Below are 26,592 nucleotides of genomic sequence, written 5' to 3'. Positions count from 1 at the left end.
TGGATTAAAAACCTAAATTGATTCCGAATGTGATTGTTCTTGGTTGAGGCGATGTATAGAAATCTGTCCCCAATTGGTAACTTCCAGCGAAAGTGGTGTTGATTTCCGGATCATAGCCATTGTATTTTGTGAAAGTGAACAAGTTAGTAGCGGAAACATAAATACGAGCATTTTGCATATAAGCTTTGTTAGCAATGCTATGAGGTAAGTTGTAACCAAGAATCACATTTTTCACACGGAAGTAAGAACCATCCTGAATATAACGAGAAGAAGGACGAGTACCATTTCCTTCATCAAAACGAGGTTGAGGAATCATCGTAACATCACCTGGATTTTTCCAATAATTCATTTGATCCAGGGTTTGGTTATCAAAATAATCACCGTTAGTAGATTGGAATCCTCCGGCAGCATTATAGATATCATTTCCGTAGACAAATTGAGTCTGAATAGCTAAGTCAAAGCTTTTGTAGGAGAAGTTATTCCCAAAGCCACCATAAAACTTAGGATTCGGGTCACCAAGCCATTGGTTTTCAGCTTCAGCATAGTCATTTGTTGTTGCCGTTCTGCTATCATCCTTATAGTACAATGCATCTCCATTTTCAGTATCTACCCCAGCATAAGCTTTACCATAAAAGAATCCATAAGGCATTCCTTCTTCAATTCTACCTAAGTATCGACCACCTGGATAAATTGGTTGACCATCTACCAATTTCAAGATTTTGTTTTTGTTGAAAGAAATATTGAAAGATGTGCTCCATTTGAATTCGCCGACAAAGTTTCTAGAGTTTAATGAAATTTCCATACCTCGGTTTTGCATATCGCCGACATTTTGTAGGATAGAAGTGAAACCATTGGTAGATTCAATTGGAACATTCAATAACAGGTCTGTTGTTTTTTTGAAATAGGCATCTACAGTACCGGATAAGCGATCATTAAAGAACCCGAAATCGAGACCAAAGTTACTGGAAGCTGTATTTTCCCAGGTTAATTTTTCATCACCTAATCTCAAAGGAACGGTACCTGGTACTCCAGCATAGTTAGCACCAGTGTACAAAGTTCTAGATCCGAAGTTATCAATTTCAGCATTACCCGTACGGCCATAACTTGCTCTTAGTTTTAAGAAGGAAAGCGTAGGATTTCCTTTTAGGAAGTCTTCTTCAGAAATTACCCATCCAATTGAACCTGCAGGGAAAGTTCCATAACGTCTGTCTTTACCAAATCTAGACGAACCATCTGTACGTACGGTGGCTTCCAACAAGTACTTGTTTTTGAATTTGTAATTTACCCTCGCAAAATAAGACAAGAAGGAGAAGCGAGATTCCGAAGAACTAGCGTCAGATTTCAAGGCTGCCGAGATGATCTTAGTAAATTGATCCGAAGGGAATCCTTTACCTTCAGCCATGGTATACCTAAATTGGCCTTCTTGATAAGCCATACCTAGCATTGCACTGAAGTCATGGACTTCATTAAATGTCTTGTTATAGTTTAAGGTATTGTTTGTATTAAAGTTTATTGAACGGGCTTGGTAATTCCATCCATATCCACCTACATCACCACCATCTTGCGTTCTAGAACCTAAAAATATTTCTTCTTCAAGGTTTTGGAAATCCATACCATATTCCGAACGGAAGCTTAGGTTTGGAGTGATTTTCGCGGCTGCATAAGCTGTTGCGAACGTACGGTAGGTGTTAGAAAGATTTTTTCCGTTTTCAAGGTCGATCAAGTTGTTATAATAAACGGTGTATTTATTTAATTCACCATTTTCATCTCTAATCGGTTGAATCGGAGGAAGAGCATTTAGTTGAAGAGGGTTTGAGAAGGCATTATCACTACTTACACGATAGTTGTCAGTTTTGTTGATATTGATTGTACCACCTAAGTCTAACCATGAATTAGCAGTATGATCTAAGCCTAAGCGACCCGATGTTCTTACGAAGCGGTTTCCTACGATAATACCTTTATTATCATTGTAACTACCCGATGCAATAAATCTGGTTTTAGCATCACCGCCTGATGCAGTTAAGTTTATTTGTTGGATGCTACCTCTCTTTAAGCCTTCATTTACCCAGTTACTATTGTAGTTTTTATCCCAGTCATCCGTCCCGGTCCAGTCTTGCCAGAATTCAGAAAGAGTTGGGTATTGGTCTGGTCCATTTCCAATATATCCACCGTTGTTAAGTGCAGTACCAAGGAGTTCTTTGTACTGATCCGCATTAAGGAATTCACCTTTTTTTGTTGCATCACTAAATCCAGCAAAATATCCGAGGTCAAAATTAGTACGGCCAGCTTTACCTTTTTTGGTTGTAATAATAACTACACCATTAGAACCGCGAGCACCATAAATAGCTGTAGCGGCAGCATCTTTTAAGACATCCAATGATTCGATGTCTTCAGGGCTAATTGCAGCTAATGGGTTATCAGGTTCATCATAAGTTCCCATAGCAGTAGAAATAATAGGAATCCCATCAATAACATAAAGTGGTTGAGTTCCTGCAGATATAGAAGAAATACCTCGTACTCTAATTTGAAGGGCCTGGCCTAATTTACCAGAGCTTGAATTTACAAATACCCCGGGTGCTCGACCTTGGAGAGCACTTTCCACAGTTTGCAAAGGCACATCTTCCAGATCAGACATCTTAACGGTGGCCACAGATCCAGTCATATCTTTTTTTACCTGTGTACCATAACCAACAACGACAATTTCATCCAAGTCAGCAGCAGCTTGCGATAATTGGATGTTGATTACGGAGTTTCCCTGAATATTTACTTGTTGGGAGCTATAGCCTACATAGGAAAAATGTAGGGCTTTAATGGCGGAGTTTACACCGATTTCATATTTACCATCCGCGTCGGATTGAGCGGCAGAATTACTGCCTACAGCACGAATTGTTACTCCTGAAATCGGTTGATTGGTTACAGCATCGGTTACTGTACCTGTAATAACTTGATTTTGTCCGAAGGCCACAATGTGGAGGAGACAAAATGTTATGAAAAATAGTACTTTTCTTTTCATAATTTGTTTAGTTTCAGTTAGATTAAATATTCAATCAAAGAGGAGTTGTTCGAGCTCCTTTAGGCTTTTTTAGTTAATTAAATATAGAAAAATTTCATTATCTATATGATTTATTTCATATATTTTTAGTGAATCTCGATAAGATGGATGGAAAAATTTAATAATCTTTAGGAAAGGTTTAAAAAAATAAACGGCTAACCTATTTCAATAGTTTAGCCGTTTTCTTGAATAAAATTTTTATTATTTATTAAGGGGTTGTATTAGCTACCGGTAAAATTTTGCCATTGTAATATTTGTGTCCATTTTGTGCAAACTCTGCGATATATCTTCCCATCTCAAAAGCCAGAGTTCCGGCTTGAGCACCAGGGAAAGCGGCTTCAAACATTTCAGTTTGTGAAGATCCAAGAGCAAGGCAATTGACTTTGATATTTTTATCTTTTAACTCTTCCGCCAAGCATTCTGTCAAAATCGCTAATGCGCCTTTACTGGCTGAATAAGCAGATAAACCAGGGAACTTAGAAGATCCTTGGAATCCACCCATGCTGCTGATATTAACAATATGTCCGGACTCCTTCATTAAAGGGACGATATGTTGGATCATTTGAACATGGCCTAGGAAATTAGACTGAAACATTTGAGAAACATCCTCTAGGCTGGTTTCCATAAAGGGTTTGTTGATCAATGCCCCTGCATTATTTATCAGGATATCAACTTTGTCAAATCTAGATTGAATGAAAGGGACTAATGATTCAGGATAATTATCAAATACGATATCAAATTGCGCTGGATATAAGGTGCCACCATCATGGTTTAATGAAGATGCGATCTCATGTAATTTTCTAAGTTTATCAGCTGATCTAGCCAATGCGATAACCTTATTCTCTTTATTTGCTGTTAAGTCTAGTACAGCTTCAAATCCTATTCCGCTGCTAGCTCCTGTAATGATGATATTAGCCATTATTCTTCCTCTTCTTTTTCGATTTCTTCTTCCACTTCTTTTGCTGAAGGTAATTTATCTGCTCCGAGACGTTGCGGTCTAAAGATGTAATAAATTCCGCTTGATGCTACTAACAAAGAAATGATATAGAAGATCAAGCTGATTGTAACAGCTATATGTGGGTCTAATTTTAAATAGGTTGCCAAGCTGAATATAACGGATTCTCTCAGTCCAATTGCTCCACCGATAGAAGGGACAATGGCTACGAGAGAGGATACCATAAATATCAATAAGAAAGGTGCGAATTTGCCGTCAAAATTCATGGCATATAGAATGCATATTGCGGTCAGGGTTTGAAAACCTTGAACACATAAAGCCTTAAAATGTGTTGTGATAAAATTCTTCAGGAATTGCTTAAAAAAGAGGCGCAAGACATAGAGATAACTGATTGTTCCAATCAATAGAGTGGCAATTGTTACGGCATTAGGAATTGCTAAACGGGGCATAAAGATAATCAGCGCACCGATGATAATACAAAGAGCCCATAAACCTGAAAGTCGGTCAAAAAATACGGCACCCAAGACTTTTCTTCTAGAGATTTGAAAATTCTTTTTGAGGAAGAATATTTTATAACCATCACCACCAATTCCACCTGGCAAAAAGAAGTTATACAAGAGTCCCAGCTGGTAAAGTCTAAAATTATAGCGTTCTGTCAATTGCAGACCAATAGCTTTAAAGAAGGAATTTAGGCGTGATGAAGCGACCAAGATGGATCCAATATACGCTAATAGGGCAAAGAATAAGTATAGAGGATTGCTATTTTTAAGTACTTCAGTAAGTTCCTTGAAGGATATTTTTGTGGAAACCCAGTACAGTGCAGCGACAGTGATGAGTACTTTAAAAATATTTTTAATGATTTCCCAAATCTTTGATTTTTCCATTTAAATATTGCTGTAAATTATAGCATTGGATATATGCGGGAGTAGAATAAAATCAGATAGATCAGTAAGAACCCACCACATAAGCTAAACAACCAATTAAAATCAATTCTGTTGTATTTTTCCTTTAACATCATGAACATCAAAATGATAAAGATGATAAACAAGGAAATGGGGGCAAATATAGCCCATTTGTTTGGAAAATTTAAGGAAATATTCTCTAGTATTTTAGCATCTTTGCTAAAAGCGAAAACGATTCCAACGATTAGAATGATCAATACAAGTCTAAGAATAGCTTTGGCTACGATTTTGCTTATGGTATGATTTTTGGAAGTATTGTTCATCAATGAAAATTGAGTTTTTTGTTTACTAATATACATTTATTATACTATTTTAAAATTTGTAATATGCATAAACGTATTATTTCGTTTTTATCTTTATTAACAGCATTGTTAGTATTAGGTAGTTGTGGAGCTCCTAGAAAAGGAACTTCAGGGGGTACAGAATCAACAGGTACGACTTCTGCTGAAGGTCCGTCTGCATCGCAGTGGCGTTCTGGAGTTAAGGGTACATGGATTTTAAATTCCGTAACTCGCGAAAATATTCCGAGCAGCTATACGGTGAAAAATATGTTTGATGAGGCACCAGTAGATTGTTTCATTGGTTCACAATGGGATTTACCGGGTGGCAACCAACGTGGTAGCATTACATTTAATGCCGAAGGAAATCTATGTGCAAGTGGAACCGTTCGTACAATTGTTTGGTCAATTTTCAATCCTGGAAAAACAGGTGGTCAACCATCTTTCCAATTCAAGAAGATCTACGCAGGAGATAAAGCATCTAACGTAACTAGTGGTTACCGTTTGGATTTGTCGTATGCTGATGAAAACTCATTGGAAATGCGTTTACCAGTTGCTTTAAATGATGGTAAGAATGGGAATTTGGTGTTGAAATTTAGCAGAGCTGGGGAGTAATTCCATTAAAGAATTTTTGAATGCAAGCCGTGGAGAAATCCATGGCTTTTTTTGTTTGGAATTTTAAGCTCCAAGAAAACTCAATAAATTGAGGATTACCGTATTTAAAATAGGATTTGCATACGGATTTTATTAATGGTTTGTTTGAAATCTATATATTTGTCCTGTTATAACATTTAGAATGAGTCAAGAAAACAATAAAGTTGCTCTAATTACCGGGATAACGGGTCAAGACGGAGCATATTTAGCGGAATTTTTATTAAAAAAAGGCTATATCGTGCATGGGTTGAAAAGAAGAAGTTCTTTATTTAATACCGACCGTATCGACCATTTATATCAAGACCCACACCAATTGGGTCGGAATTTTGTCCTTCATTATGGTGATTTGACCGATTCCACGAATTTGATTCGTATCATTCAAGAGACGAAGCCCCATGAAATCTATAATTTGGCGGCACAATCCCATGTAAAAGTAAGTTTTGATACCCCTGAATATACTGCTAATGCAGATGGATTAGGAACTTTAAGGATATTAGAAGCTGTAAGGTTATTGGGATTAGCAGAGCATACCCGAATCTACCAAGCATCTACATCAGAATTATATGGTTTGGTACAAGCTGTTCCGCAGAGTGAAACCACTCCATTTTATCCACGTAGCCCATATGCAGTTGCTAAATTGTATGGATATTGGATTACCGTGAATTATAGAGAAGCCTATGGCATGTACGCTTGTAATGGTATTTTATTCAACCATGAAAGTCCTGTCCGTGGTGAAACATTCGTAACTAGGAAGATCACAAGAGCCGCTGCGAAAATTGCATTGGGACTTCAGGATAAATTATATTTAGGTAACCTTTCTGCACAAAGAGATTGGGGGCATGCGAAGGATTATGTAGAGGCGATGTGGTTGATATTACAACAAGAGACCGCTGAAGACTTTGTGATTGCGACAGGTGTGACGACTACCGTAAGGGAGTTTGTAAGAATGTCTTTTGCTGAATTAGGAATCGAAGTAGAGTTCTCGGGGAAAGGCGAGGCAGAAAAAGGAGTCATCATCGACCGGGATGATGAAAGAATAAAAGCGTTAGGTCTTGATCCTGAAAAGATTAAGCTTGGTCAAACGATTGTCAAAGTAGATCCAAGTTATTATCGACCTACAGAAGTTGATTTACTAATCGGAGATCCGAGTAAAGCGAATACAAAACTAGGTTGGAAACCCAAATACGACTTAGAAATGCTTGTTAACGAGATGGTATTGTGTGACCTGAAGTTAATGCAGCGGGAGGAATATTTAAAAAAGGGAGGCTTTGATATTCTAAATTATTTTGAATAACAGTAAGTTGGAACAATTTTTGCTTTCAAAGATTAATTAAATATTAAATATTCATTTTGAAATTGTTTAGTAAATATTACTAATCAATTATTTGGAGAAAAAACGGAATGAAAACAGACGTTAATAAGATAGATTCACAAGAAGCGCAAGTCGCCCCGGTAGTAAAACGGGATAATTCTAAGATCTACTTTTTCGTGATTGCAATAGCAGCATTACTAGCAACCAACATATATTTTTATGTGAAGTATAAGTCTTCTGGAGAGAAGCTTTATACCGTGACTTTGCAGAAAGAGAATTTACAGATTGAGATTGATCGTATCGAGGCAGAACTTGATAACATCAAATCAGAAGGTATTTCGAGCACTGCTGCCTTAGTATCAGCTGAACAGTCAGCAAGACAGAAAATTGAGGAATTGCGAAAAGGACTGGAAAACAATGAGATTTCAGGTCCTCAAATTGAGACAGCTAAATTAGAAGTTTCCCAATTGAAGGATCAGGTTTCAAAAATGAAGGATGATGTCACGGCCTTAAAAATCAAGAATCAATTGCTGGCAGAAACTAATTCCCAGCTGGATAAGCAGGTAAAGGAATCTGAGATTAAGACTAATCATCTCATCTCTGAGAGGAATGAGCTAACTGATAAGATTGCGAAAGCATCTTCAATCAAAGTTTCTAATGTGCATATCAATGGTATCGAAGAGAAGAGAAATGGTTCACTGGAGAATGAGAATAAGGCTAAACGCATTGATAGATTACAAATAGACTTTACGATTGCTGACAATCCACTTGCTAGCATGGGTAAGAAAGAAATCTATGTAAGAATCATTAATCCTAAAGGCAATTTGATTGCGAATTCTGAGGATTTATTCCTAGTTCATGGTGAGAAACTTCAGTATACTTTCAAAGAAAGTATTGAGTTCAATAACAATGGTCAGGAATATCAATTTATGTGGTCAGATCCTAATCATAAGTTCCAAAAAGGAGCCTATACGATTTTACTATATGCAGATGACGCCATTATGGGTAGATCTTCTGTGGTTTTAAAATAAAAAGGTTATTATTTTTAAACGAGGAAGGAGTTGATTTATTCAGCTCCTTTTTTTTGTGGGTTTAAGTGGGAGCTGAAGTTTCTATACTCAAATAAGAACACATTCATATTGATCAGCAGGTTCAAAGAATCTTGGTATCATTAATGAAGGCAACTTGGATTCTACATCTCCAGAGAATGATGACTAAGGTAAGTTTTGCTGACCGGGAGTGAATACTTTGGAGATAACAGATATTATCTAAATTGTTTCGTAAATAAGTTCTATTTACGAAACAATTTATTTTTCTAAGTCACTCTCTTTAAACTTAGGTAGGGTAATCGTAAAGGTTGTCCCTATGCCTTCGAAGGTGACGAAGGTAATATCTCCATGCATAGATTCGACTGTTTTCTTCACAAATGCTAATCCTAGACCAGTTCCAGAGCTCTTCGTAGTGAAGTTAGGCTGGAAGATTTTCGGGATAACGTTTGCTGGGATTCCCATTCCATTGTCTTTGACAATGATTTTTATCTTGTCTTCATCAACATACTCGATTAGAATGCTGATAAGGTGTTTTTTACGCCCTATAGAGGCTTCAATTGAGTTTTTTATCAGGTTGTTGAATGTTCGCAAGAGCTGGTCTCTATCGCCTAATACATAGACATTTTCATCATCTGTATTGTTGATGATCTTAATATAGGTATTATGGTTATTGTGATAAACATTCGCTGATTTATTGATTTTTTCAATCAGATTGATCTTAGCAAGATTGGTATCCGGCAGCTTGGCAAAGTTTGAAAATTCCGTTGCAATCTTACTCAAACTATTGATCTGTTCAATAAATGAATTCGATATTCTAAAGAAACGTTCTTCAAAACGGGGGTCATTCTCGGTATAACTTCTTGTTAATTGCTGTATACCCAATTTCATTGGAGTCAATGGATTTTTGATCTCGTGGGCAATTTGCTTGGCCATTTCACGCCATGCATATTCCCTTTCCGCATTCATCAACTGTTTTGCATTTTCTTCCAACTTAACAATCATGAAATTGTATTCCTTGACCAATGCTCCTATCTCATCATCACGTTCCCAATAAAGTGGCTCATTGGGTTTATTACTAAAAATAGTCTGGGATAGTTTTCTTCCGATTAGATTTAAAGGTTTGGTAATGGAATTTGCAACCATAACCGTTAAGAATCCCAGTCCTAGGATAATGATGGTATAGATATTTAATAAAGTGTTCAATAATAAATTCTGACTCTCATTTTCCTCTTCTACGGAAGTAAAATAAGGAATGTTCAGAAAGAGGATATTATTGTATTCATTATTCTTAATGGTGGCATAACTTGAATTATACTCAAATGAGACCACATTTTCCTTGATAAATGAATCCGATTTTTTAAGCACATTCAGGTTATTGAATGCTATGGGATTGATAAACTTGGAAACCAATGCCATATCATAGATTTTGGGTTGGGAAGTGAAGATCAACTTACCGTTTTTGTTATATAGGTTGATATCCGTAACGGAAGTTTCAGAAAATTCCTTTACAAAATCTTGGATCTGCGATTCTGTTAGATTATCTGATGACTGGATCTTGCTTTCAATCTTTTTCACCACATCCATGATGTAAGTCAGGCGTTGTTGGACTTTTGTTTTTTCAAGTTGGCCCGAAATACTGATAAAGGAGATGAATCCGGAGATTACAATGGCAAATATCACCACCCCGATAATCATGGTTTGGATACGAGTACTATATTGGATGCGGTTTAATAATAATTTAAAGTGGTATTTAATACTTCTGAAATTAAATGATTTCTGGGTGATGGTACTGAAGAAGTACTTGATACTATCAAAAATCAAGAAGTAAATGTAAAGACAGAGGAACAGGAATGAGAATACAGCCACCGATTGCCACAAACTCAGTTGCGGTGTACTGACGACGAGGGTTGTATTTGCATCTGGTTTATAAACCACATTGAAATAGCCATTGTAATCATCCAGGTTGACATATTGTTGGACCTTGCCACCGAAGGCATCATCCTTATTGGGATAGGTGAAAGAGCCATTCTGCGTAACTAAAGAGCCATCGCGATATAGGGCAAAGGAGGTTGAATTACTTTGGTATCCACGGATAAACTCCACCTTGCTATCAGACAATATTTCAGGATATGGCATTGCAGTACCATAAGCCCTATTTTTTAAGTTCAAGAAAACTTGTACTACTTTGTCCTCAGCTGTATCAATAGGAATATCGAATTGGAGGAAATATTCATGCGTTCCTAAATCACTTCTAACTCTATAGAAATGTTCAGTCTGTTGAACCTTGGTTGATTTATTGATTACTTTTTCCCGATATTCATCAATTTTATTGTTATCGTAATTTCCTAAAGGAATATCATTGTAATAATAAAAGCCGCTATACTCAAACTTGGATAAATAGCCTGCGAAATAAGTATTCTTGATATAATCATTAATGATATCAATTTGAGTATTCGGTAGGCTTATTGCGAATGATTGTCTCAGTCCTTCATCAGCAATTATCTTTTTTTCCAGCTCCACGAATAATGCGGTAGCATTCAAGTCATCCTCTGCTTCCAATTGATTCACCGTTACCCGCATGTCCCTTTCAACTTTGGCTTCAAGGCTTCGGGTGTAAACCGAAGTAGTCATAAAGGCAAGGAAGATCAAGGTTAGAATAAAGGTCGACATGGCAAGATTCACCTTGAGCTTGCTATATGCCCTAAGCATAATAATACCGGCCAGGAAGATGTTAAAAAAGGTATTGTCGCCAACTAATATGGCATTCAAGATTATCGCCGATACTAAAGCGATCAATTGAATGTTGAGGAATGAAGTTGTATTAGGAAGAATGGACTTTAAGATATTAACCAGCGTATCGATAAAATACAGGAGAATGACCATATTGATACACATGATCAATATATTCAACCAACTGTAGGAGTTGAAAGATAGTAGGTTTGTTAAATCTAGAGTGACTTCTGTACTATTCGTAATCAGGGTCGATAAGTGGAAAAATAGGAGATTACTAATAAAATATATTCCTAATATCGAAGTTAAACCAATTATGGTGGCCACATTAGGTGACAGCTTTCTTAGATTGATTTTCAAATAAGGTTGAATTGCTCTAAAATAGAATACCAACCAACCTACAAGGAGGGTGGTCATAAAGAAGCCCCACAGGTTTGGTAGGAGAGGACTATAGGCATAATACTTCGGGTCGAACAACCCAATACTGGACGAAGAAGCCAGCCAGTTGGTATTGAGGTCGACATATCGGGTCAGGACCAAGGTAAAAGCAAAGAATGCGAGTGAAAACCAAGGTTTTCCGTTTTTGGCAATCATCAAACAAATGTTGTTTACCAAAATCAGGAAGCATATCGAAGCGAAGATCCAACAGATAAATTGGATATCCATAAAGATATTATCATGCTTGCCTGGATTAAGTTTTACAGAGAAGAGGTAGGAACCGTTCTTACTGTAAATGTTCTTAATATTTTCCGTATCTGTATAATCTGCAATTGTAAGGTTATTGGTTGAAAGCAATTCGGTGAAGAATTGATTGACCAAGTATTCATTACTGATTGAGAAATGGGTTTTTATGGGGATCAGGGCAAGAACGGAAGTGTTTGAGGTTAAAGCTTTCCGTTTGATTATAAAAGATCTATTGTCCTCGCGGACAAATACAACATCGGATTGGATTCCGCTATCGGTTAGAGGGACATAGATGTTATTACTCCAAAATATTGGTTTATGATCTTTATAGATATAAAAGAATATCTTGTATTTATCGCCATATTTCTTTGTGACATCGAGTACCTGGGAGGGGTAGACTTCAACATTCACAAAAGCCTTCATAAGGTTAGAATCCGCATAAATGTGGTCTACTATTTCCTCATAATCATGAATGTTATTTGAAAGTGTTCTGGTATCCAATTCTAACATATCATCCTTGGTTACCATTTTATTAATCATGATGGCTGTAGCAAGGAAAGATACGGTCAGGATAAGTAAGAGTATTCTTATTTTGTTACCCATTTATCTACAGTTACTAATGGGTAAATATAAATAAAAAACTCCTCGCAAATAATTTTACGAGGAGTTTTATAGAGAAATTCGACCTTAGTGTTGGTGAACGTCTTCTTGACGGAAGAATTTGGCCGTAAAATACTCACGGTTCATTCTTGCGATGTTAGTTAATTTAATTCCTTTAGGACATTCTGCTTCACAAGCTCCTGTGTTTGTACAGTTACCAAAGCCTTCAGCGTCCATTTGGTCTACCATTGCTTGCGCACGTTCGTAGCGTTCAGTTTGACCTTGAGGTAAAAGGGCAAATTGAGAAATCTTAGCCGATACGAATAGCATAGCAGAAGCATTTTTACATGCTGCTACACATGCTCCACATCCGATACAAGTAGCTGATTCGAAAGCTTCGTCAGCAATTCTTTTCGGAATTAAGATGTTGTTAGCATCTTGAGGACCACCTGTATTGATATTGATATAACCACCAGCTTGTTGAATTCTATCGAAAGAAGTTCTATCTACAGCTAAATCTTTCAATACTGGGAATGCAGAAGCTCTCCAAGGTTCAATTACGATTGTTTGTCCATCGTGGAAAGAACGCATATGTAACTGACAAGTAGTGATACCATATTTAGGTCCGTGCGGACGTCCATTGATCACTAGGGAGCACATTCCACAAATACCTTCACGACAGTCATGATCAAAATAGATAGGGTCTTCCCCATTACGAGTTAGGTCTTCGTTTACAACGTCAAGCATTTCTAAGAAAGACATATCATCAGCGATGTCTTTAGCTTGGATAGTCACGAATTGACCTTTGTCATTTGAGTTTTTTTGACGCCAAACTTTTAGCGTTAAATTCATATGTGCACTCATGATATTAATTTTGAGTATCAAATGGCCTCACAAGAAGCCATTTGGCATTATTTATAACTTCTTTGTGTTAACTTAACGTTTTCGAATACTAAAGGCTCTTTGTGCAAGATCTCCGGTTGGTTATCACCATTGTATTGCCAAGCCGCAACATATGTGTATTCATCATCATTACGTTTTGCTTCTCCTTCTTCGGTTTGTGATTCCACTCTAAAGTGACCACCACAAGACTCATTTCTGTTCAAAGCATCGTCAACCATTAATTCTCCTAATTCTAAAAAGTCTGCAACACGACCAGCTTTTTCCAAAGACATGTTCAACTCTTCATTTTGTCCCAATACTTTTGTATCAGTCCAGAATTCTTTGCGAAGATCTTGGATTAATCCTTTTGCTTTTTGCAGTCCTTCAGCTGTACGAGCCATTCCACAGTATTCCCACATGATGTGGCCTAATTTTTTGTGGATATCATCAACAGTTTTACTTCCTTTAAGGGATAATAATTTGTTAACTCTTTCTTCAACTTCTTTACGAGTTTGCTCAAAAGCAGGATTGTTTTTATCTACTGGTTTGAAGTTTCCGATTTTCGCTAAGTAATCACCTACAGTGTATGGAATTACGAAGTAACCATCAGAAAGACCTTGCATTAATGCAGATGCACCAAGACGGTTAGCACCGTGGTCAGAGAAGTTAGCTTCTCCAAGACAGTATAAACCAGGTACAGTAGTCATCAAGTTGTAGTCAACCCATACACCACCCATTGTATAGTGAACAGCAGGGTAGATACGCATTGGTTGTTCATAAGGATTTTCGTCCGTGATTTGGTAATACATGTCGAACAAGTTACCATATTTCGCTTCAACTACATCTTTACCAAGACGTTGGATAGCTTCTGCGAAATCCAAGAATACTGCAACACCTGTTTTACCAACACCGCGTCCTTCGTCTACCATTTCTTTGGCGTTACGAGAAGCTACGTCACGAGGTACTAAGTTACCAAATGAAGGATATTTTCTTTCCAAGAAGTAATCTCGATCATCTTCTTTGATATCCTTTGGCTTCAATTCTCCTTTACGAAGTTTTTCAGCTAATTCAATTGTCTTAGGAACCCATACACGACCATCATTACGTAAAGACTCTGACATCAAAGTCAATTTAGATTGGTGGTCACCTGTTACAGGGATACAAGTAGGGTGAATTTGCGTATAACAAGGGTTAGCGAAGTAAGCACCACGTTTATGAGCTCTCCAAGCAGCAGTAACATTACATCCCATTGCGTTTGTAGAAAGGAAAAACACGTTTCCATATCCTCCAGTACACAATAATACAGCATGTCCTTCGTGTGCTTCGATTTCGCCAGTTACTAGGTCACGAGTAATAATACCTCTAGCTTCGCCATCGATTTTTACTAGATCTAGCATTTCGTGACGCGTATAGGATTTTACTTTACCAGTTTCGATTTGACGGTTAAGTGCGGAGTAAGCACCTAACAATAATTGTTGTCCAGTTTGACCACGAGCGTAGAATGTACGGGATACCTGAGCACCACCGAAAGAACGGTTGTCTAAAAGACCACCATATTCACGAGCGAAAGGAACACCTTGCGCCACACATTGGTCGATAATATTAACTGAAACTTCCGCTAAACGGTAAACGTTTGCTTCACGAGCGCGGTAGTCACCACCTTTGATGGTGTCATAGAATAAACGGAACACCGAGTCACCGTCATTTTGGTAGTTTTTCGCTGCGTTGATACCCCCTTGAGCTGCGATTGAGTGTGCGCGTCTTGGAGAATCTTGGTAGCAGAAAGTTTTAACATTGTAGCCTAATTCTGCTAATGCAGCGGCAGCAGATGCACCTGCTAACCCTGTACCAACAACGATAATAGTGAATTTACGTTTGTTGGCTGGGTTAACCAGCTTCATCTCAAATTTATGTTTTGACCATTTTTCGGCCAAAGGGCCAGAAGGTACTTTTGAATCTAACATATCCTTTATTTATTTATAAGATCTTGCTATTGCTTAATCTGTAAATAACCTATTTAACAAAATAAAAATACAATGGCATTGATGCGAATAGGATAGGGATAATAATTCCGAATACCCATACACCGATGGTTCTGATAATTCCATTGTAACGTCTGTGATTGAATCCAATGGTTTGGAATGCTGATTGGAAACCATGGATTAAGTGGAATGCTAAAGCAGCCATTCCTAAGATATACAAACCAACTAGTAAAGGATTTTTGAAAGTCACTTCTACTTGTCTGTATAAGTCTTTAGATTTTATCACTTCATAAGCACCATCCTGATATTCAGTATATCCAACGTAGTCCGAAGGCATATCATCAAGTTTAAGAACTTCCTGATTACCAGTCGCTACTTCTGTACGATACTCTACATACGGCGTTGTTCCGAATTTGTATTGGAACCAGAAGTTTTGCATGTGCGTAACAATGAAAATTAATAGAACAGTACCTAAGATTCCCATGTTACGAGAATTCCACGCGCTGTTCGCTTTTCCGTCGTACTGATTGTAGCCAATTGGACGTGCTGCCTTGTTTTTCATCGTTAAGATCAAGGCGTAAACTGCATGGACAATGATTGAAAGATAAAGTAAGTAAGAGACTACTTTAATTGGGGTAAAGTGGGTCATGAAATAAGCGTACTTGTTGAACGCATACCCCGCATCATCTTTAAATAGTTGTAAGTTACCAATCAAGTGAACAATTAAGAAAGTACATAAGAACAATCCCGTCAAGCTCATGATTAGTTTCTTCCCTAATGAAGATGTTAATACTGGCTTTGATTTACTCATTATTACTATGAATTTAATTTAAGTACGCAAATCTATCTATTTGATGACATATAAATGAGATTTATGTATAAAATAGGGCTAATTTAGAATGGTTCTAATGTGAGACAAAAAAATAGGCCTGATTTTTATCAAATCAGGCCTAAAATTTTTATTAAAGTCTCTTATAAAAAGGCGTATCCAACACCGATTGACCACATGCTAATTTTTTGAGATTGAGAGCTTTCCTTGCTGATATTATTCAAGCCATGCTCATATCTTAAGTCAATTGTGAATTTACTGATGTCAGCACCTACACCACCAATAATACCTGTTGAAGATTTTTTATAGCTATCTGCGTCAGTTACAGAATTGAATGTTACTTTTCCATCTTGTGCAAATGAAAACACTGGACCTGCTTGGATGCGAACTCCAACTGGACCTAATCCTATTTTAGTACCCAAAAGGATAGGTAAGTCTAAACTTTTGAAAGTTGCTTCACCATTTCCGCCGTCTTCAGTTTCATATCCTGCTTTCTTTTGTGCATAATATAATTCTGGTTGAACGTGGAAACCAGCTACACCAACACGACCCCAAAGACCTGCTTGGAATCCAGCTTTAGTATCTGAATTCAACCATTTACCTTCTGACTTTAAGCTCGAGAAGTTTACTGCGCCTTTAATACCTAGTTTAAAGCTTGGTAATAATTGTGCTTGCGTGGCCTGAACGCAAAAGAATAAGGCAGCTAATCCAAGTAAGATTTTTTTCATATCAAAAATTTATATATTTACTAATTGCAAACACTAAATTAGGAGTTTTTATTCAATAAGCGCATATTAATATGTATAATTTCAAGATCAGTGCCACTGAATGGCCTATACTAAAACTTAAACTTAAGAGAAAATATAACCATCTTTCCGAAGAAGATTTACAATATAGCCCTGGACAAGAGGAAGAACTATTGGAACGCTTAGCCAAAAGGTTACATCGTAATAAGGACTATGTGATTTTTACCCTTTCAAAAGAGTTGGCAGATTTGGAATCAAACAGCTTATAACTTGTAAACATGGAGAAATTGATTAGCTGGGACGAATTTGAACAAGTAGATCTGCGTGTTGGTACCATTCTAGAAGTCGCTGACTTTCCAAAAGCCAAACGACCTGCCTATCAGATTTTAGTAGATTTTGGGCCTGAGATTGGAACGCGGAAATCATCTGCACAAATAACAAAGCATTATTCCAAAGAGGAACTCCTTGGTAAACAGGTGGTCGCAGTTGTTAATTTTCCAAAGAAACAAATCGCCAATTTTATGTCCGAATGTCTTGTAACAGGGTTTGAGGATGAGAATGGAGATATTATATTAACAACTGTAGAACGTGGGGTGCCAAATGGCGCAAAATTAAAATAATGAAGGTTTATAATTTTGAAGATGATCCAAAGCAACCTCTAGCTAATATTGATGAGCAATATATGCAGGAGGCCTTAAAATTAGCAAGAAAGGCTTTTGAGGAAGATGAAATTCCAATTGGGGCAATTATAGTATCCAATGGGAAAATCATTGGCAAGGGATATAATATGACAGAGCGTTTAAATGACGTTACAGCACATGCTGAAATGCAAGCTTTTACTGCAGCGGCCAACTATCTAGGCGGGAAGTATTTGAAGGATTGTACGCTGTATGTCACCGTAGAACCCTGTGTCATGTGTGCCGGAGCGAGTTATTGGACTCAAATCAGTAAAATAGTGTATGGGGCAAGGGATGAGAAGCGTGGTTATTCCAGTATCCATGAAAAAATCATTCATCCTAAGACCATTATACAATCAGGGGTCCTGGAAAAAGACTGTGCAGAACTGATGATGTCTTTTTTTCGTAATAAACGTTGAGTTATCCACAAATTGGAGCTGAATCCAAACAAAAACGGTCATAAATTGTTATATTCGTATATTGATAATTAATAAATAAAATATAAACGTTATGGCATTTGAATTAGAGGCGTTACCTTACCCAGCAGACGCATTAGAACCATCTATCGATAAAGAAACAATGATCATTCACCATGATCGCCATCACCAAGCATATGTAGACAATTTAAATAAAGCTATTGCCGGCACGGATGCTGAAAACCTTAGTTTAGAAGAAATTCTTAAAAACGTAAGTAAATATCCTGCAGCAGTAAGAAACAATGCTGGTGGTGTTTGGAACCATGATTTGTTCTGGAAAGTATTAGGTCCAAATGCAGGTGGTGAACCTACAGGAGATCTAGCAAACGATATTAATGCAACTTTCGGTTCATTCGCAGACTTGAAAAAGAAACTTCAAGAAGCAGGTGCTGGAAGATTTGGATCAGGTTGGTCTTGGTTAATCGTTGGTGAAGACGGTAAATTGGCAGTTGTATCAACTCCTAATCAAGATAACCCATTGATGGATGTTGCTGAAGCTAAAGGTACTCCAATCTTTGGTATTGATGTATGGGAGCATGCTTATTATTTGAAATATCAAAATAAGCGCCCAGCCTACTTAGAAGAGATCTTCAATGTAGTAAATTGGGATGATGTTGCTAAACGTTATCAAGCTGCTAAAGGTTAATCCCAATAAGATTGAAAATATTGAGCGGTGGTCAGATTCTGACCACCGCTTTTTTATTTTACTGAAATTTGGATTGATCTCCTTTTGTAAGAATGAACAAAAGTTAAGTAGCCGTGTTTATTCAAAAATAAATTAGAGGTCTGTTTTAGAAGTTGTTGTTGATGAGTGATTGCCTGGAAAATATGCTTTAATGATATTGTTTTAACTGTTTTGAGCCTAATTTAGGTCAAAATAGGTAAACGTTTATTTGGTTACTTTTTTATAATTATTTTAAAACTGGACAAAATATGTTTACAATCGGTTGAGATATGTTGTAATAATCCATACAATATTGATTAACTTCGAAAGAAATAAATTAGTTGAAGTATCTGCCTTAAAACCTATTTTAAGGAGTATTTTACTAAAAATTTATAGCTATACTGTTTGAGTTTAGCGTATTATATGAATCAAAAAAATAATTTTTAATTATGTTAAAAGGATTTTTTAATGTTCCAACGCCAACAAATGAGCCAGTTTACTCATATGCACCTGGAACAAAAGAGAGAAGTTTGTTAAAAGAAGCTATTGCTGCTGCAAGGGCAACAGAGCTAGATATTCCAATGTACATTGGTGGAGAAGAAGTTCGTACGAACAAGAAAGTGAAAATTACACCTCCTCACGATCATAAACATGTATTGGGATATTTCAACCAAGGTTCAAAGTCTGATATTAAAGACGCAATCAATGCTGCTTTAGCTGCTAAGAATGATTGGGAAAACCTTCCTTGGGAGCAAAGAGCTGCTATCTTCTTGAAAGCTGCAGAATTGATTTCTACGAAATATCGTTACAAGTTGAATGCTGCGACTATGTTAGGTCAATCGAAAAACCCTTATCAGGCAGAGATAGATTCAGCATGTGAAATCGCAGATTTCTTACGCTTTAATGTTAAATACATGAGCGAGATCTATCAACAACAACCTCCTATTAGCCCTAAAAATGTTTGGAATAGAGTAGAACAACGTCCGTTAGAAGGATTTGTATTCGCTTTAACTCCTTTCAATTTTACAGCGATTGCGGGTAATTTACCAACAAGTGCTGCTATGATGGGAAATGTGGTTGTTTGGAAACCAGCCAATACACAGATTTATTCTGCAAATGTATTGATGGAGATTTTCAGAGAAGCTGGTGTTCCTGCCGGTGTAATCAACTTGGTATATGTATCAGGTCCAGATGCTGGTGATGTTATCTTTAAACACCCAGATTTTGCTGGTATCCACTTTACAGGTTCTACAGGTGTATTCCAAGATATCTGGAAAACTATCGGAGAAAATATCCATGTTTATAAAACATATCCTCGTATCGTAGGTGAAACAGGTGGTAAAGACTTTATCTTAGCTCACCCATCTGCTGATATCGAAGTATTGAACACAGCATTAGTTCGTGGAGCATTTGAGTTCCAAGGACAAAAATGTTCAGCTGCTTCTCGTGCTTACATTCCAAAATCATTATGGAAAGAGTTGAAGCCAATGATGGAACGTGATATCAAATCATTCAAGATTGGTGGAACTGAAGATTTCAGCAACTTTATCAATGCTGTAATCGATGAAAAAGCTTTCGATAAAATCACTAAATATATCGATAGAGCAAAAGAATCTAAAGATGCAGAGGTTGTAATCGGTGGTGATTATGATAAATCTAAAGGATATTTCATTAACCCTACTGTAATCGTTGCTAAAAAAGGTGATTACGAAACTTTATCAGAAGAATTGTTCGGTCCAGTATTGACAATTTATGTATATGATGATAAGAAATGGGAAGAAACCTTAAAACTAGTAGATACAACTTCAATCTATGCATTGACAGGATCTATCATTGCTCAAGATCGTTATGCTATTGAAGAAGCTACTCATTACTTACGTAATGCAGCTGGTAATTTCTATATCAATGATAAATGTACTGGTGCAGTAGTAGGTCAACAACCTTTTGGTGGAGCTAGAGGTTCTGGTACGAATGATAAAGCAGGTTCAATGATTAACTTATTACGTTGGGTGTCTCCAAGAACAATCAAGGAAACATTCAATCCAGATGTAGATTATCGTTATCCATTCTTATCTGAAGAATAATCTTCGGATATAATAAAAACTTAAAACGCCTTAGGGATTTCCTAAGGCGTTTTTCTTTTTATTTTTTCTTCATTGCTGAAAATTTTATTAATTTAAAGAAGCATAGAAAGTTGTATTTAACTTGAAAGCTAACCAAAAATGTAAACTTTTTCATTCCTCATACTAGTATATGTTTAAAAGATTGTTTGTTTTAGAATGGAGGTCCTTTTTTAGATCAGCTAATTTAGGAAAAGGATTATCCGTTAAGATTTTGCTGGGATTTCTAGGATTATATTGCCTCGTATCCTTTCTTACCCTTGGGATCTCTTTGCATTTTATGGTAAAAGAATTGTACCCAAATGAAGAACCTATTTATTTTGTCAACAAATTTCTCTTAGTCTGGTTCTGCTTCAGTTTTTTTATCAGACTGATGTTTCAGAAATTACCGCTATTAAACATCAAGCCGTTATTGATTCAAAATATCCCTAGAAGCAACATTGTAAATTATACTTTATTAAAAGCTTCTTACTCTTTTTGTAATTGGTTGTTGTTGATAAGTAGTGTTCCTTTTTTGATCATTACTTCCAGGGTAACTGATTTTTCAAATACGCAACTTTTTGCATGGTTTATTGCCGCACAAGGATTTGAATATTTTGTCAACTATTTTAACCTATATATCCAGAAAAACTTTAGCACGAATTTCAAGAAGGTCATACCTTTTTTGATCGTTGTCCTCATATTATTTGGATTAGACTATTTCAAGATTTTCTCAATAACAGATCTCTTTGGCCAACTCTTTAATAGTATTCTGGATTATCCAATCCTTTGCATTATTCCGGTTATTATTGCTGTACTGAGTTATTTTCTCCTGTATTTTGATGTTAAGAAAAATCTATTTTTAGACGCTTACCTTCAGCAGGAAAAAACTGTTTACAAGGAATATGATCTATCCTGGACCAACCGCTTTGGCGCATTAGCTCCATTCCTTCAATTGGACTTGAAGTTAATTTGGAGAGCTAAAAGAGCGCGTAAAGTGACTCTGGTTTGTTTGATCTTCCTGGCTTATGGTATTATTTTTTATCCCAACCCTCAATTTGAGAATTCCTCCATGCTAGTTTTCGTTGGGATCTTTATCAGTGGAATCTTTATCATCAATTTTGGACAATTTGTTCCTGCTTGGGATAGTAGTTATTATTCCATGTTGATGACCCAGGATATGCCGATTAAACTCTACTTAGAATCTAAGGCCTTGTTAATGATGATATCAGTAGCCATATTATCGATATTGAGTACGCCATATCTTTATTTTGGATGGACTATATTTTGGATTAATATTTCATGTGCGATTTATAATATTGGAATTAATATTCCCATTATTTTATATTTCGGGTCCATGAATAAGAAGAGAATAGATCTTGACAATGGGAACTATTTCAATTACCAAGGGACTGGAGCAGCCCAGTGGTTAGTGGGCTTACCCTTGTTGTTTATCCCGATTATTATTTGGGCTGTAGTCAAAACATTTGCAGGAATCCCTGCAGCCAATATTGTACTCGTTGTACTTGGCTTAGTGGGTTTTGCATTAAGAAATGTTTTTCTTAACTGGATTGCTCAAAAATACCGTGATAATAAGTATAAGATGCTTATTGGCTTTAAGGAAGTAAATAATTAATTGTTAGAATTGAAATCATAAATTACATGATCGAAATAAAAGATATTGTTAAAAGCTATAATGGAGTTCAGGTATTGAATATTCCACATTTGCAAATTGGAAAAGGTGAAAGTATAGGTTTGGTTGGAAACAATGGTGCTGGGAAAACCACCTTATTCAGCTTGATCCTTGACTTGATTCAACCTGATTCAGGAATGATAGCCTTGAATGGGATTCCAGTTCATGGCCATGATGGATGGAAGAAGTTTACCACAGCTTTTGTCGATGAAACCTTCTTGATTGGATATTTGACTCCTGAAGAATATTTTTATTTTCTAGGCGAGTTGAGAGGAATGAATAAGAATGATGTTGACTCCACCATTGAAGAATATGTAGAATTCTTTAATGAGGAGGTGTTGGACAAGAAAGTTTATGTTCGGGATTTATCTAAAGGAAATCAGAAAAAGGTAGGAATTGTGGGGGCTTTGATTGGGAATCCAGAGCTCATTATTTTGGACGAACCTTTCGCTAATCTGGATCCCAGCACGCAGTTTAGACTCAAAAAGCTTATCAATAAACTAAAGGATGAAAAGGATGTCACAATCTTAATTTCCAGTCATGATTTATCTCATACTGTCGAAACTGCCGATCGAATTATAGCTTTAAATAAAGGACTCATTGTTAAGGATAGCCTTAAAACAGAGGAAACCTTAAGCGAATTAAACGCATTTTTTTCAATCGAATAATAACAAAAGCGGGCGGTCATTTTAAGACCGCCCGCTTTTGTTATTATCCATTCTTCGAAAATCTATTGATTGTACTTCCATCATCAAGATTTAAGGAAACTAACAGATTTTTTCCAGTAGCAGAGATATCCACATAAGTTCTATTGCCAGCCTTAGGTCCTCCACCAATAATAACATAATAATTATGGGTATTATCGGGTGGATGGAAGCTGTATTTATGTGTATGTCCCGAGATAACAGCGTCAACCTTGTTATTATTCAATATTTCATGAAAACATTCAAAGTTATGTTTCGTTCCATGCCAATCATCTGAATGGTGAAAAGGGATATGTGTTACCACTAAGGTATGTTTAGCCTCTCTTCGTTCTTTTGAATTCAGAACCTTGATTAACCAGTCTTTCTGTTCTAATCGATAATTATCGTAATCTACCGTTCCACCATAAACCTCATGGTCGTCAGGTTTGTCTTCACCACTATCCAATACCACCCAAAAGATGGGGCCCATACGGAAAGCTTGATAATACTTATTCTCAGGATAATCAAAATACTTTTTATAATCCCTTGCGAAACTACCTCTGGTTTCATGATTCCCACGAACCATGACAAATGGAGTCTTACTTGCAAACTTATTACCAACTGGCTTCAATAATTTCTCAGTTAGATCTGCTTGATTGGTTACATAGTGAAAGGAGTCACCATTCAGAAAAACCAAATCATTTTTGCTTAGCTGACTTTTATCGTACAGATAGGCATAACTGTCTTTATCCTCATGAATATCATTTAGAATTAGACATTGGATACTATCCTGTTTTGGTTGAGGCACTGCAATTTGAATAGGATCCGATTGAATGGTTCCAGCGTATTCAATTTTATAAGGTTCAAATTTTGTGATTTCCTTGGCTACCACCTTATAATTTAATTCACCATCTGGTATACCCACCTTGAACTTGAAAAGTTCCGTATTGGCATTTCGCATTCCATCTTCAACCTGATAAATGGATTTTACTGTATTGTTATTTGCATCCAAAACTTCCACCCATGCTAAACATGGTTTATTGAATATAGCACAAACTGTAATGGAATTGGCGCTAAGGTTTTGTAAGTAGGGGGGACAAGCAAATGAAAAAGCTTCATTTTGATTAATCAGCACCTTTTCAGCATAAGCTGGGGTACTTGCGCCCAATCCGATTAATCCCAGGCCTTTTAGAAAATTTCTTCTGTTAAAACTCATGGTAACATTTGGTTAGATGTAGTTGATAGGTAAATTTATGAAAAATCATCCTTCTATTCATTAAGATTCTGGATTGTACAGCCATTTTTACATTGCTTGAATTGAAGGCACAAAAAAACAGCAACCCTTTGGGGTTACTGTTTCAATATGTACTCCTTTTTTTGAAACCTAGAGGAGTTATTGTAAAAAATGATTCTAATTAATCTTCGTCTTTGATAGCTGCCTGATCTAAATCAACCCCACTAACTTCAGCTCTGATTTTTGTCTCTAATTCATCCATTAAATCAGGGTTATCCAACAATAAAGTTTTTACAGCATCACGGCCTTGACCTAATTTAGTGTCACCATAGCTAAACCAAGAACCTGATTTTTTAATGATGTTATATTCCACACCAAGGTCAATGATTTCTCCAACTTTAGAAATACCTTCACCGAACATGATATCAAATTCTGCAATACGGAATGGAGGTGCTACTTTGTTTTTAACAATCTTCACTTTCACACGGTTACCAGATACCTCATCAGAATCTTTGATTTGTGATGTACGACGAATATCTAAACGCACCGAAGCGTAGAATTTTAATGCATTACCACCAGTAGTTGTTTCTGGGTTACCAAACATTACACCGATTTTCTCACGTAATTGGTTGATGAAAATACAACAACAGTTTGTTTTTGCAATAGTACCTGTCAATTTACGTAAGGCTTGAGACATCAAACGAGCTTGAAGACCCATTTTAGATTCTCCCATTTCACCTTCAATCTCGCCCTTAGGAACCAATGCTGCTACCGAGTCAATTACAATAACATCAATTGCTCCTGAACGGATTAGGTTATCTGCAATTTCTAAGGCCTGTTCACCGTTGTCAGGTTGTGAAATCAATAGATTTTCAATATCAACCCCTAGTTTTTGCGCATAATATTTATCAAAAGCATGTTCAGCATCGATAATTGCTGCAATACCACCTTTTTTCTGAGCCTCAGCTACGATATGAGTAGCCAAAGTAGTTTTACCAGAAGATTCTGGACCATAGATTTCAATGATACGACCCTTTGGAACACCACCAATACCTAATGCGATATCTAAACCTAATGAACCAGTAGAAATAGCTTCAATTGGTTCTACAGCAGAATCACCTAACTTCATGATGGTTCCCTTTCCGTAGCTCTTTTCTAATTTATCTAAAGTAAGCTGTAATGCTTTTAATTTGTCTGAGTTGCTCATATTTTTAGTATAACGTTGTCAAAAATAATTTATAATATTGAAATCTACAAATAAAATGCTAAAAAAATTAGTTATAATATTTTAATCTCTAAAAATAATAGTTTTTATGGGCTATTGAATCTAAAGTGTGAATTGATTATGTTAATTTTTTAGGATTGCTTTTGCTTTTTTGTTCTTTTCAAAGTATTTGCAGAAGTAGCTGATAGGGCAGATGTCACATTTAGGACTTCTAGCTAAACAAATATAACGACCATGCAGGATCAGCCAATGATGCGCAACAGCTATCGTATCTTTTGGCAAATGTTTTACCAATTGTTTTTCTGCAGCCAAAGGCGTCGTTGCTCGACTTGTTAAACCAATGCGGTCCGCAACACGAAACACATGAGTATCAACCGCCATCGCTGGATTATGAAATACAACCGATGAGATAACATTGGCAGTTTTTCTTCCAACTCCAGGAAGCTTGACTAAATCTTCCACCTTTTCAGGGATTTCACCATTAAATTCACTTAATAGCTTTTGAGCCATTCCAACCAAATGCTTCGCTTTGTTATTTGGATAACTAACCGATCGAATGTAAGTAAATACCTCGTCGGGTGAACTAGCAGCCAATGATTCCGGATCTGGATATCTTTCGAAAAGGGCAGGAGTGACCTGGTTGATTCTCTTATCAGTACATTGTGCCGATAAAATTACTGCAATCAGTAATTCAAAGGGATTACCGTAATTCAGTTCAGTTTGTGCATCCGGATTATGGGTAGAAAAATATTCAACAAAAGCCTTGTAACGTTCTTTTATTAGCATAAACAAAGATACTAATATTCCAAGTACAGGCGAAAGGTTTAAAGCTGAAGAATGCTGGAAAAGAGACGAAGCCACTCTTTTCTAAGAATGGCTTCGTTATTATAAGTTACGTAAGGTCTTTGAATAATTGAGGATATTTTCTATTGTTCTGTCTTCTGGATCTTTAGACAACTGCTGTATGCAACTTTTGATTTTTTCCTCGAATGATAACTCAAGATTTGCGTCTTGCATGATACCTGAAATTTGACCTTCGTAATTTACTTCTTTTGTTTTAGTAGAGTTTTCGACCATAAGCATCTTGTTTTTCTAATTAAACGCAAGATACTTAGCAATATTGTGA

At 36.5% G+C, this 26,592-nt stretch carries 23 protein-coding genes; 10 read left to right on the top strand and 13 right to left on the bottom strand.

The genetic code is table 11. The annotated features are described in order from the left end of the window. Positions 1-4 precede the first annotated feature (4 nt). The 4 genes from PZ892_RS14640 to PZ892_RS14625 form a co-directional block, all read right to left on the bottom strand. Positions 5-3,013 (bottom strand): TonB-dependent receptor, encoded by a 3,009-nt coding sequence (locus PZ892_RS14640; RefSeq protein ID WP_094257873.1) that lies wholly within the window; start codon positions 3,011-3,013, stop codon positions 5-7. A gap of 247 nt (positions 3,014-3,260) precedes the next feature. Continuing rightward, entirely contained in the window at positions 3,261-3,971 is a 711-nt protein-coding gene (locus PZ892_RS14635; RefSeq protein ID WP_182499415.1) for an SDR family oxidoreductase, read from the bottom strand. Further along, complete coding sequence (locus PZ892_RS14630; protein WP_094257871.1) at positions 3,971-4,891, bottom strand: lysylphosphatidylglycerol synthase transmembrane domain-containing protein; 921 nt, start codon at positions 4,889-4,891, stop codon at positions 3,971-3,973. The genes PZ892_RS14635 and PZ892_RS14630 overlap by 1 nt, the downstream gene beginning before the upstream one ends. A gap of 17 nt (positions 4,892-4,908) precedes the next feature. Further along, a complete protein-coding gene (locus PZ892_RS14625) occupies positions 4,909-5,268 on the bottom strand; it encodes a hypothetical protein (RefSeq protein WP_229678326.1) in 360 nt (119 codons plus the stop codon). Between the two features lie 27 nt (positions 5,269-5,295). Between PZ892_RS14625 and PZ892_RS14620 the strand changes: the two genes are divergently transcribed. The 3 genes from PZ892_RS14620 to PZ892_RS14610 all read left to right on the top strand — a co-directional run bounded on the left by PZ892_RS14620 (position 5,296) and on the right by PZ892_RS14610 (position 8,244). Further along, complete coding sequence (locus tag PZ892_RS14620) at positions 5,296-5,862, top strand: lipocalin family protein (protein ID WP_094257870.1); 567 nt, start codon at positions 5,296-5,298, stop codon at positions 5,860-5,862. Positions 5,863-6,043: 181 nt separating this feature from the next. Beyond that, positions 6,044-7,195: a GDP-mannose 4,6-dehydratase gene (gene gmd / locus PZ892_RS14615; protein ID WP_094257869.1), complete on the top strand. Its 1,152-nt coding sequence runs from the start codon at positions 6,044-6,046 to the stop codon at positions 7,193-7,195. A 107-nt stretch (positions 7,196-7,302) separates the two neighbouring features. Beyond that, positions 7,303-8,244 (top strand): hypothetical protein, encoded by a 942-nt coding sequence (locus PZ892_RS14610; RefSeq protein WP_094257868.1) that lies wholly within the window; start codon positions 7,303-7,305, stop codon positions 8,242-8,244. A gap of 276 nt (positions 8,245-8,520) precedes the next feature. Here the strand turns inward: PZ892_RS14610 and PZ892_RS14605 are convergent, their stop codons facing one another. The 5 genes from PZ892_RS14605 to PZ892_RS14585 form a co-directional block, all read right to left on the bottom strand. Further along, on the bottom strand, positions 8,521-12,279 hold the full coding sequence (locus PZ892_RS14605) for an ATP-binding protein (RefSeq protein WP_094257867.1): 3,759 nt from the start codon (positions 12,277-12,279) through the stop codon (positions 8,521-8,523). 84 nt (positions 12,280-12,363) lie between these two features. Beyond that, positions 12,364-13,140, bottom strand: coding sequence for a succinate dehydrogenase/fumarate reductase iron-sulfur subunit (locus PZ892_RS14600; RefSeq protein ID WP_179221475.1), 777 nt, complete (start codon positions 13,138-13,140; stop codon positions 12,364-12,366). Between the two features lie 47 nt (positions 13,141-13,187). Then, complete coding sequence (locus PZ892_RS14595) at positions 13,188-15,122, bottom strand: fumarate reductase/succinate dehydrogenase flavoprotein subunit (RefSeq protein ID WP_094257866.1); 1,935 nt, start codon at positions 15,120-15,122, stop codon at positions 13,188-13,190. 49 nt (positions 15,123-15,171) lie between these two features. Then, positions 15,172-15,951 carry a succinate dehydrogenase cytochrome b subunit gene (locus PZ892_RS14590; RefSeq protein ID WP_094257865.1) on the bottom strand — a complete coding sequence of 260 codons (780 nt, stop codon included), beginning with the start codon at positions 15,949-15,951 and terminating at the stop codon, positions 15,172-15,174. Between the two features lie 161 nt (positions 15,952-16,112). Further along, a complete protein-coding gene (locus PZ892_RS14585; protein ID WP_094257864.1) occupies positions 16,113-16,697 on the bottom strand; it encodes a porin family protein in 585 nt (194 codons plus the stop codon). 71 nt (positions 16,698-16,768) lie between these two features. Here PZ892_RS14585 and PZ892_RS14580 point away from each other — a divergent pair, with 71 nt between their 5' ends. The 7 genes from PZ892_RS14580 to PZ892_RS14550 all read left to right on the top strand — a co-directional run bounded on the left by PZ892_RS14580 (position 16,769) and on the right by PZ892_RS14550 (position 22,992). Then, the gene (locus tag PZ892_RS14580) at positions 16,769-16,984 is read left to right on the top strand and encodes a hypothetical protein (RefSeq protein ID WP_094257863.1); all 216 of its coding nucleotides are present in this window, start codon (positions 16,769-16,771) and stop codon (positions 16,982-16,984) included. A 9-nt stretch (positions 16,985-16,993) separates the two neighbouring features. Next, positions 16,994-17,335 carry a tRNA-binding protein gene (locus PZ892_RS14575; RefSeq protein WP_094257862.1) on the top strand — a complete coding sequence of 114 codons (342 nt, stop codon included), beginning with the start codon at positions 16,994-16,996 and terminating at the stop codon, positions 17,333-17,335. Next, positions 17,335-17,811 (top strand): nucleoside deaminase, encoded by a 477-nt coding sequence (locus tag PZ892_RS14570; RefSeq protein ID WP_094257861.1) that lies wholly within the window; start codon positions 17,335-17,337, stop codon positions 17,809-17,811. The genes PZ892_RS14575 and PZ892_RS14570 overlap by 1 nt, the downstream gene beginning before the upstream one ends. 91 nt (positions 17,812-17,902) lie before the next feature. Beyond that, positions 17,903-18,514, top strand: a complete 612-nt coding sequence (locus PZ892_RS14565) for a superoxide dismutase (protein WP_094257860.1) — start codon at positions 17,903-17,905, stop codon at positions 18,512-18,514. Between the two features lie 467 nt (positions 18,515-18,981). Next, positions 18,982-20,616 carry an L-glutamate gamma-semialdehyde dehydrogenase gene (gene pruA, locus PZ892_RS14560; RefSeq protein ID WP_094257859.1) on the top strand — a complete coding sequence of 545 codons (1,635 nt, stop codon included), beginning with the start codon at positions 18,982-18,984 and terminating at the stop codon, positions 20,614-20,616. Positions 20,617-20,785: 169 nt separating this feature from the next. Then, positions 20,786-22,267, top strand: a complete 1,482-nt coding sequence (locus tag PZ892_RS14555; protein ID WP_094257858.1) for a DUF5687 family protein — start codon at positions 20,786-20,788, stop codon at positions 22,265-22,267. 26 nt (positions 22,268-22,293) lie between these two features. Next, on the top strand, positions 22,294-22,992 hold the full coding sequence (locus PZ892_RS14550; RefSeq protein ID WP_094257857.1) for an ABC transporter ATP-binding protein: 699 nt from the start codon (positions 22,294-22,296) through the stop codon (positions 22,990-22,992). Positions 22,993-23,035: 43 nt separating this feature from the next. Here PZ892_RS14550 and PZ892_RS14545 read toward each other — a convergent pair whose 3' ends face one another. The 4 genes from PZ892_RS14545 to PZ892_RS14530 form a co-directional block, all read right to left on the bottom strand. Beyond that, complete coding sequence (locus PZ892_RS14545; protein WP_094257856.1) at positions 23,036-24,223, bottom strand: metallophosphoesterase; 1,188 nt, start codon at positions 24,221-24,223, stop codon at positions 23,036-23,038. Between the two features lie 199 nt (positions 24,224-24,422). Beyond that, the gene (gene recA, locus PZ892_RS14540) at positions 24,423-25,448 is read right to left on the bottom strand and encodes a recombinase RecA (protein ID WP_094257855.1); all 1,026 of its coding nucleotides are present in this window, start codon (positions 25,446-25,448) and stop codon (positions 24,423-24,425) included. Positions 25,449-25,589: 141 nt separating this feature from the next. Next, positions 25,590-26,252, bottom strand: coding sequence for an endonuclease III (nth, locus tag PZ892_RS14535; protein ID WP_094257854.1), 663 nt, complete (start codon positions 26,250-26,252; stop codon positions 25,590-25,592). Between the two features lie 99 nt (positions 26,253-26,351). After that, positions 26,352-26,543, bottom strand: coding sequence for a hypothetical protein (locus PZ892_RS14530; protein ID WP_144043707.1), 192 nt, complete (start codon positions 26,541-26,543; stop codon positions 26,352-26,354). Positions 26,544-26,592 lie beyond the last annotated feature (49 nt).

It is taken from the genome of Sphingobacterium sp. WM (assembly GCF_029542465.1).
In the GTDB taxonomy this organism is placed as follows: domain Bacteria; phylum Bacteroidota; class Bacteroidia; order Sphingobacteriales; family Sphingobacteriaceae; genus Sphingobacterium; species Sphingobacterium cellulitidis.
This window is presented reverse-complemented; position numbering and strand designations above follow the sequence as displayed.

Bases quoted from the DNA above. Each gene is read 5' to 3' on its own strand.
- PZ892_RS14640 (WP_094257873.1), bottom strand. From the start codon at position 3,013: ATGAAAAGAAAAGTACTATTTTTCATAACATTTTGTCTCCTCCACATT.
- PZ892_RS14635 (WP_182499415.1), bottom strand. From the start codon at position 3,971: ATGGCTAATATCATCATTACAGGAGCTAGCAGCGGAATAGGATTTGAA.
- PZ892_RS14630 (WP_094257871.1), bottom strand. From the start codon at position 4,891: ATGGAAAAATCAAAGATTTGGGAAATCATTAAAAATATTTTTAAAGTA.
- PZ892_RS14625 (WP_229678326.1), bottom strand. From the start codon at position 5,268: ATGTATATTAGTAAACAAAAAACTCAATTTTCATTGATGAACAATACT.
- PZ892_RS14620 (WP_094257870.1), top strand. From the start codon at position 5,296: ATGCATAAACGTATTATTTCGTTTTTATCTTTATTAACAGCATTGTTA.
- gmd (WP_094257869.1), top strand. From the start codon at position 6,044: ATGAGTCAAGAAAACAATAAAGTTGCTCTAATTACCGGGATAACGGGT.
- PZ892_RS14610 (WP_094257868.1), top strand. From the start codon at position 7,303: ATGAAAACAGACGTTAATAAGATAGATTCACAAGAAGCGCAAGTCGCC.
- PZ892_RS14605 (WP_094257867.1), bottom strand. From the start codon at position 12,279: ATGGGTAACAAAATAAGAATACTCTTACTTATCCTGACCGTATCTTTC.
- PZ892_RS14600 (WP_179221475.1), bottom strand. From the start codon at position 13,140: ATGAGTGCACATATGAATTTAACGCTAAAAGTTTGGCGTCAAAAAAAC.
- PZ892_RS14595 (WP_094257866.1), bottom strand. From the start codon at position 15,122: ATGTTAGATTCAAAAGTACCTTCTGGCCCTTTGGCCGAAAAATGGTCA.
- PZ892_RS14590 (WP_094257865.1), bottom strand. From the start codon at position 15,951: ATGAGTAAATCAAAGCCAGTATTAACATCTTCATTAGGGAAGAAACTA.
- PZ892_RS14585 (WP_094257864.1), bottom strand. From the start codon at position 16,697: ATGAAAAAAATCTTACTTGGATTAGCTGCCTTATTCTTTTGCGTTCAG.
- PZ892_RS14580 (WP_094257863.1), top strand. From the start codon at position 16,769: ATGTATAATTTCAAGATCAGTGCCACTGAATGGCCTATACTAAAACTT.
- PZ892_RS14575 (WP_094257862.1), top strand. From the start codon at position 16,994: ATGGAGAAATTGATTAGCTGGGACGAATTTGAACAAGTAGATCTGCGT.
- PZ892_RS14570 (WP_094257861.1), top strand. From the start codon at position 17,335: ATGAAGGTTTATAATTTTGAAGATGATCCAAAGCAACCTCTAGCTAAT.
- PZ892_RS14565 (WP_094257860.1), top strand. From the start codon at position 17,903: ATGGCATTTGAATTAGAGGCGTTACCTTACCCAGCAGACGCATTAGAA.
- pruA (WP_094257859.1), top strand. From the start codon at position 18,982: ATGTTAAAAGGATTTTTTAATGTTCCAACGCCAACAAATGAGCCAGTT.
- PZ892_RS14555 (WP_094257858.1), top strand. From the start codon at position 20,786: ATGTTTAAAAGATTGTTTGTTTTAGAATGGAGGTCCTTTTTTAGATCA.
- PZ892_RS14550 (WP_094257857.1), top strand. From the start codon at position 22,294: ATGATCGAAATAAAAGATATTGTTAAAAGCTATAATGGAGTTCAGGTA.
- PZ892_RS14545 (WP_094257856.1), bottom strand. From the start codon at position 24,223: ATGAGTTTTAACAGAAGAAATTTTCTAAAAGGCCTGGGATTAATCGGA.
- recA (WP_094257855.1), bottom strand. From the start codon at position 25,448: ATGAGCAACTCAGACAAATTAAAAGCATTACAGCTTACTTTAGATAAA.
- nth (WP_094257854.1), bottom strand. From the start codon at position 26,252: ATGCTAATAAAAGAACGTTACAAGGCTTTTGTTGAATATTTTTCTACC.
- PZ892_RS14530 (WP_144043707.1), bottom strand. From the start codon at position 26,543: ATGGTCGAAAACTCTACTAAAACAAAAGAAGTAAATTACGAAGGTCAA.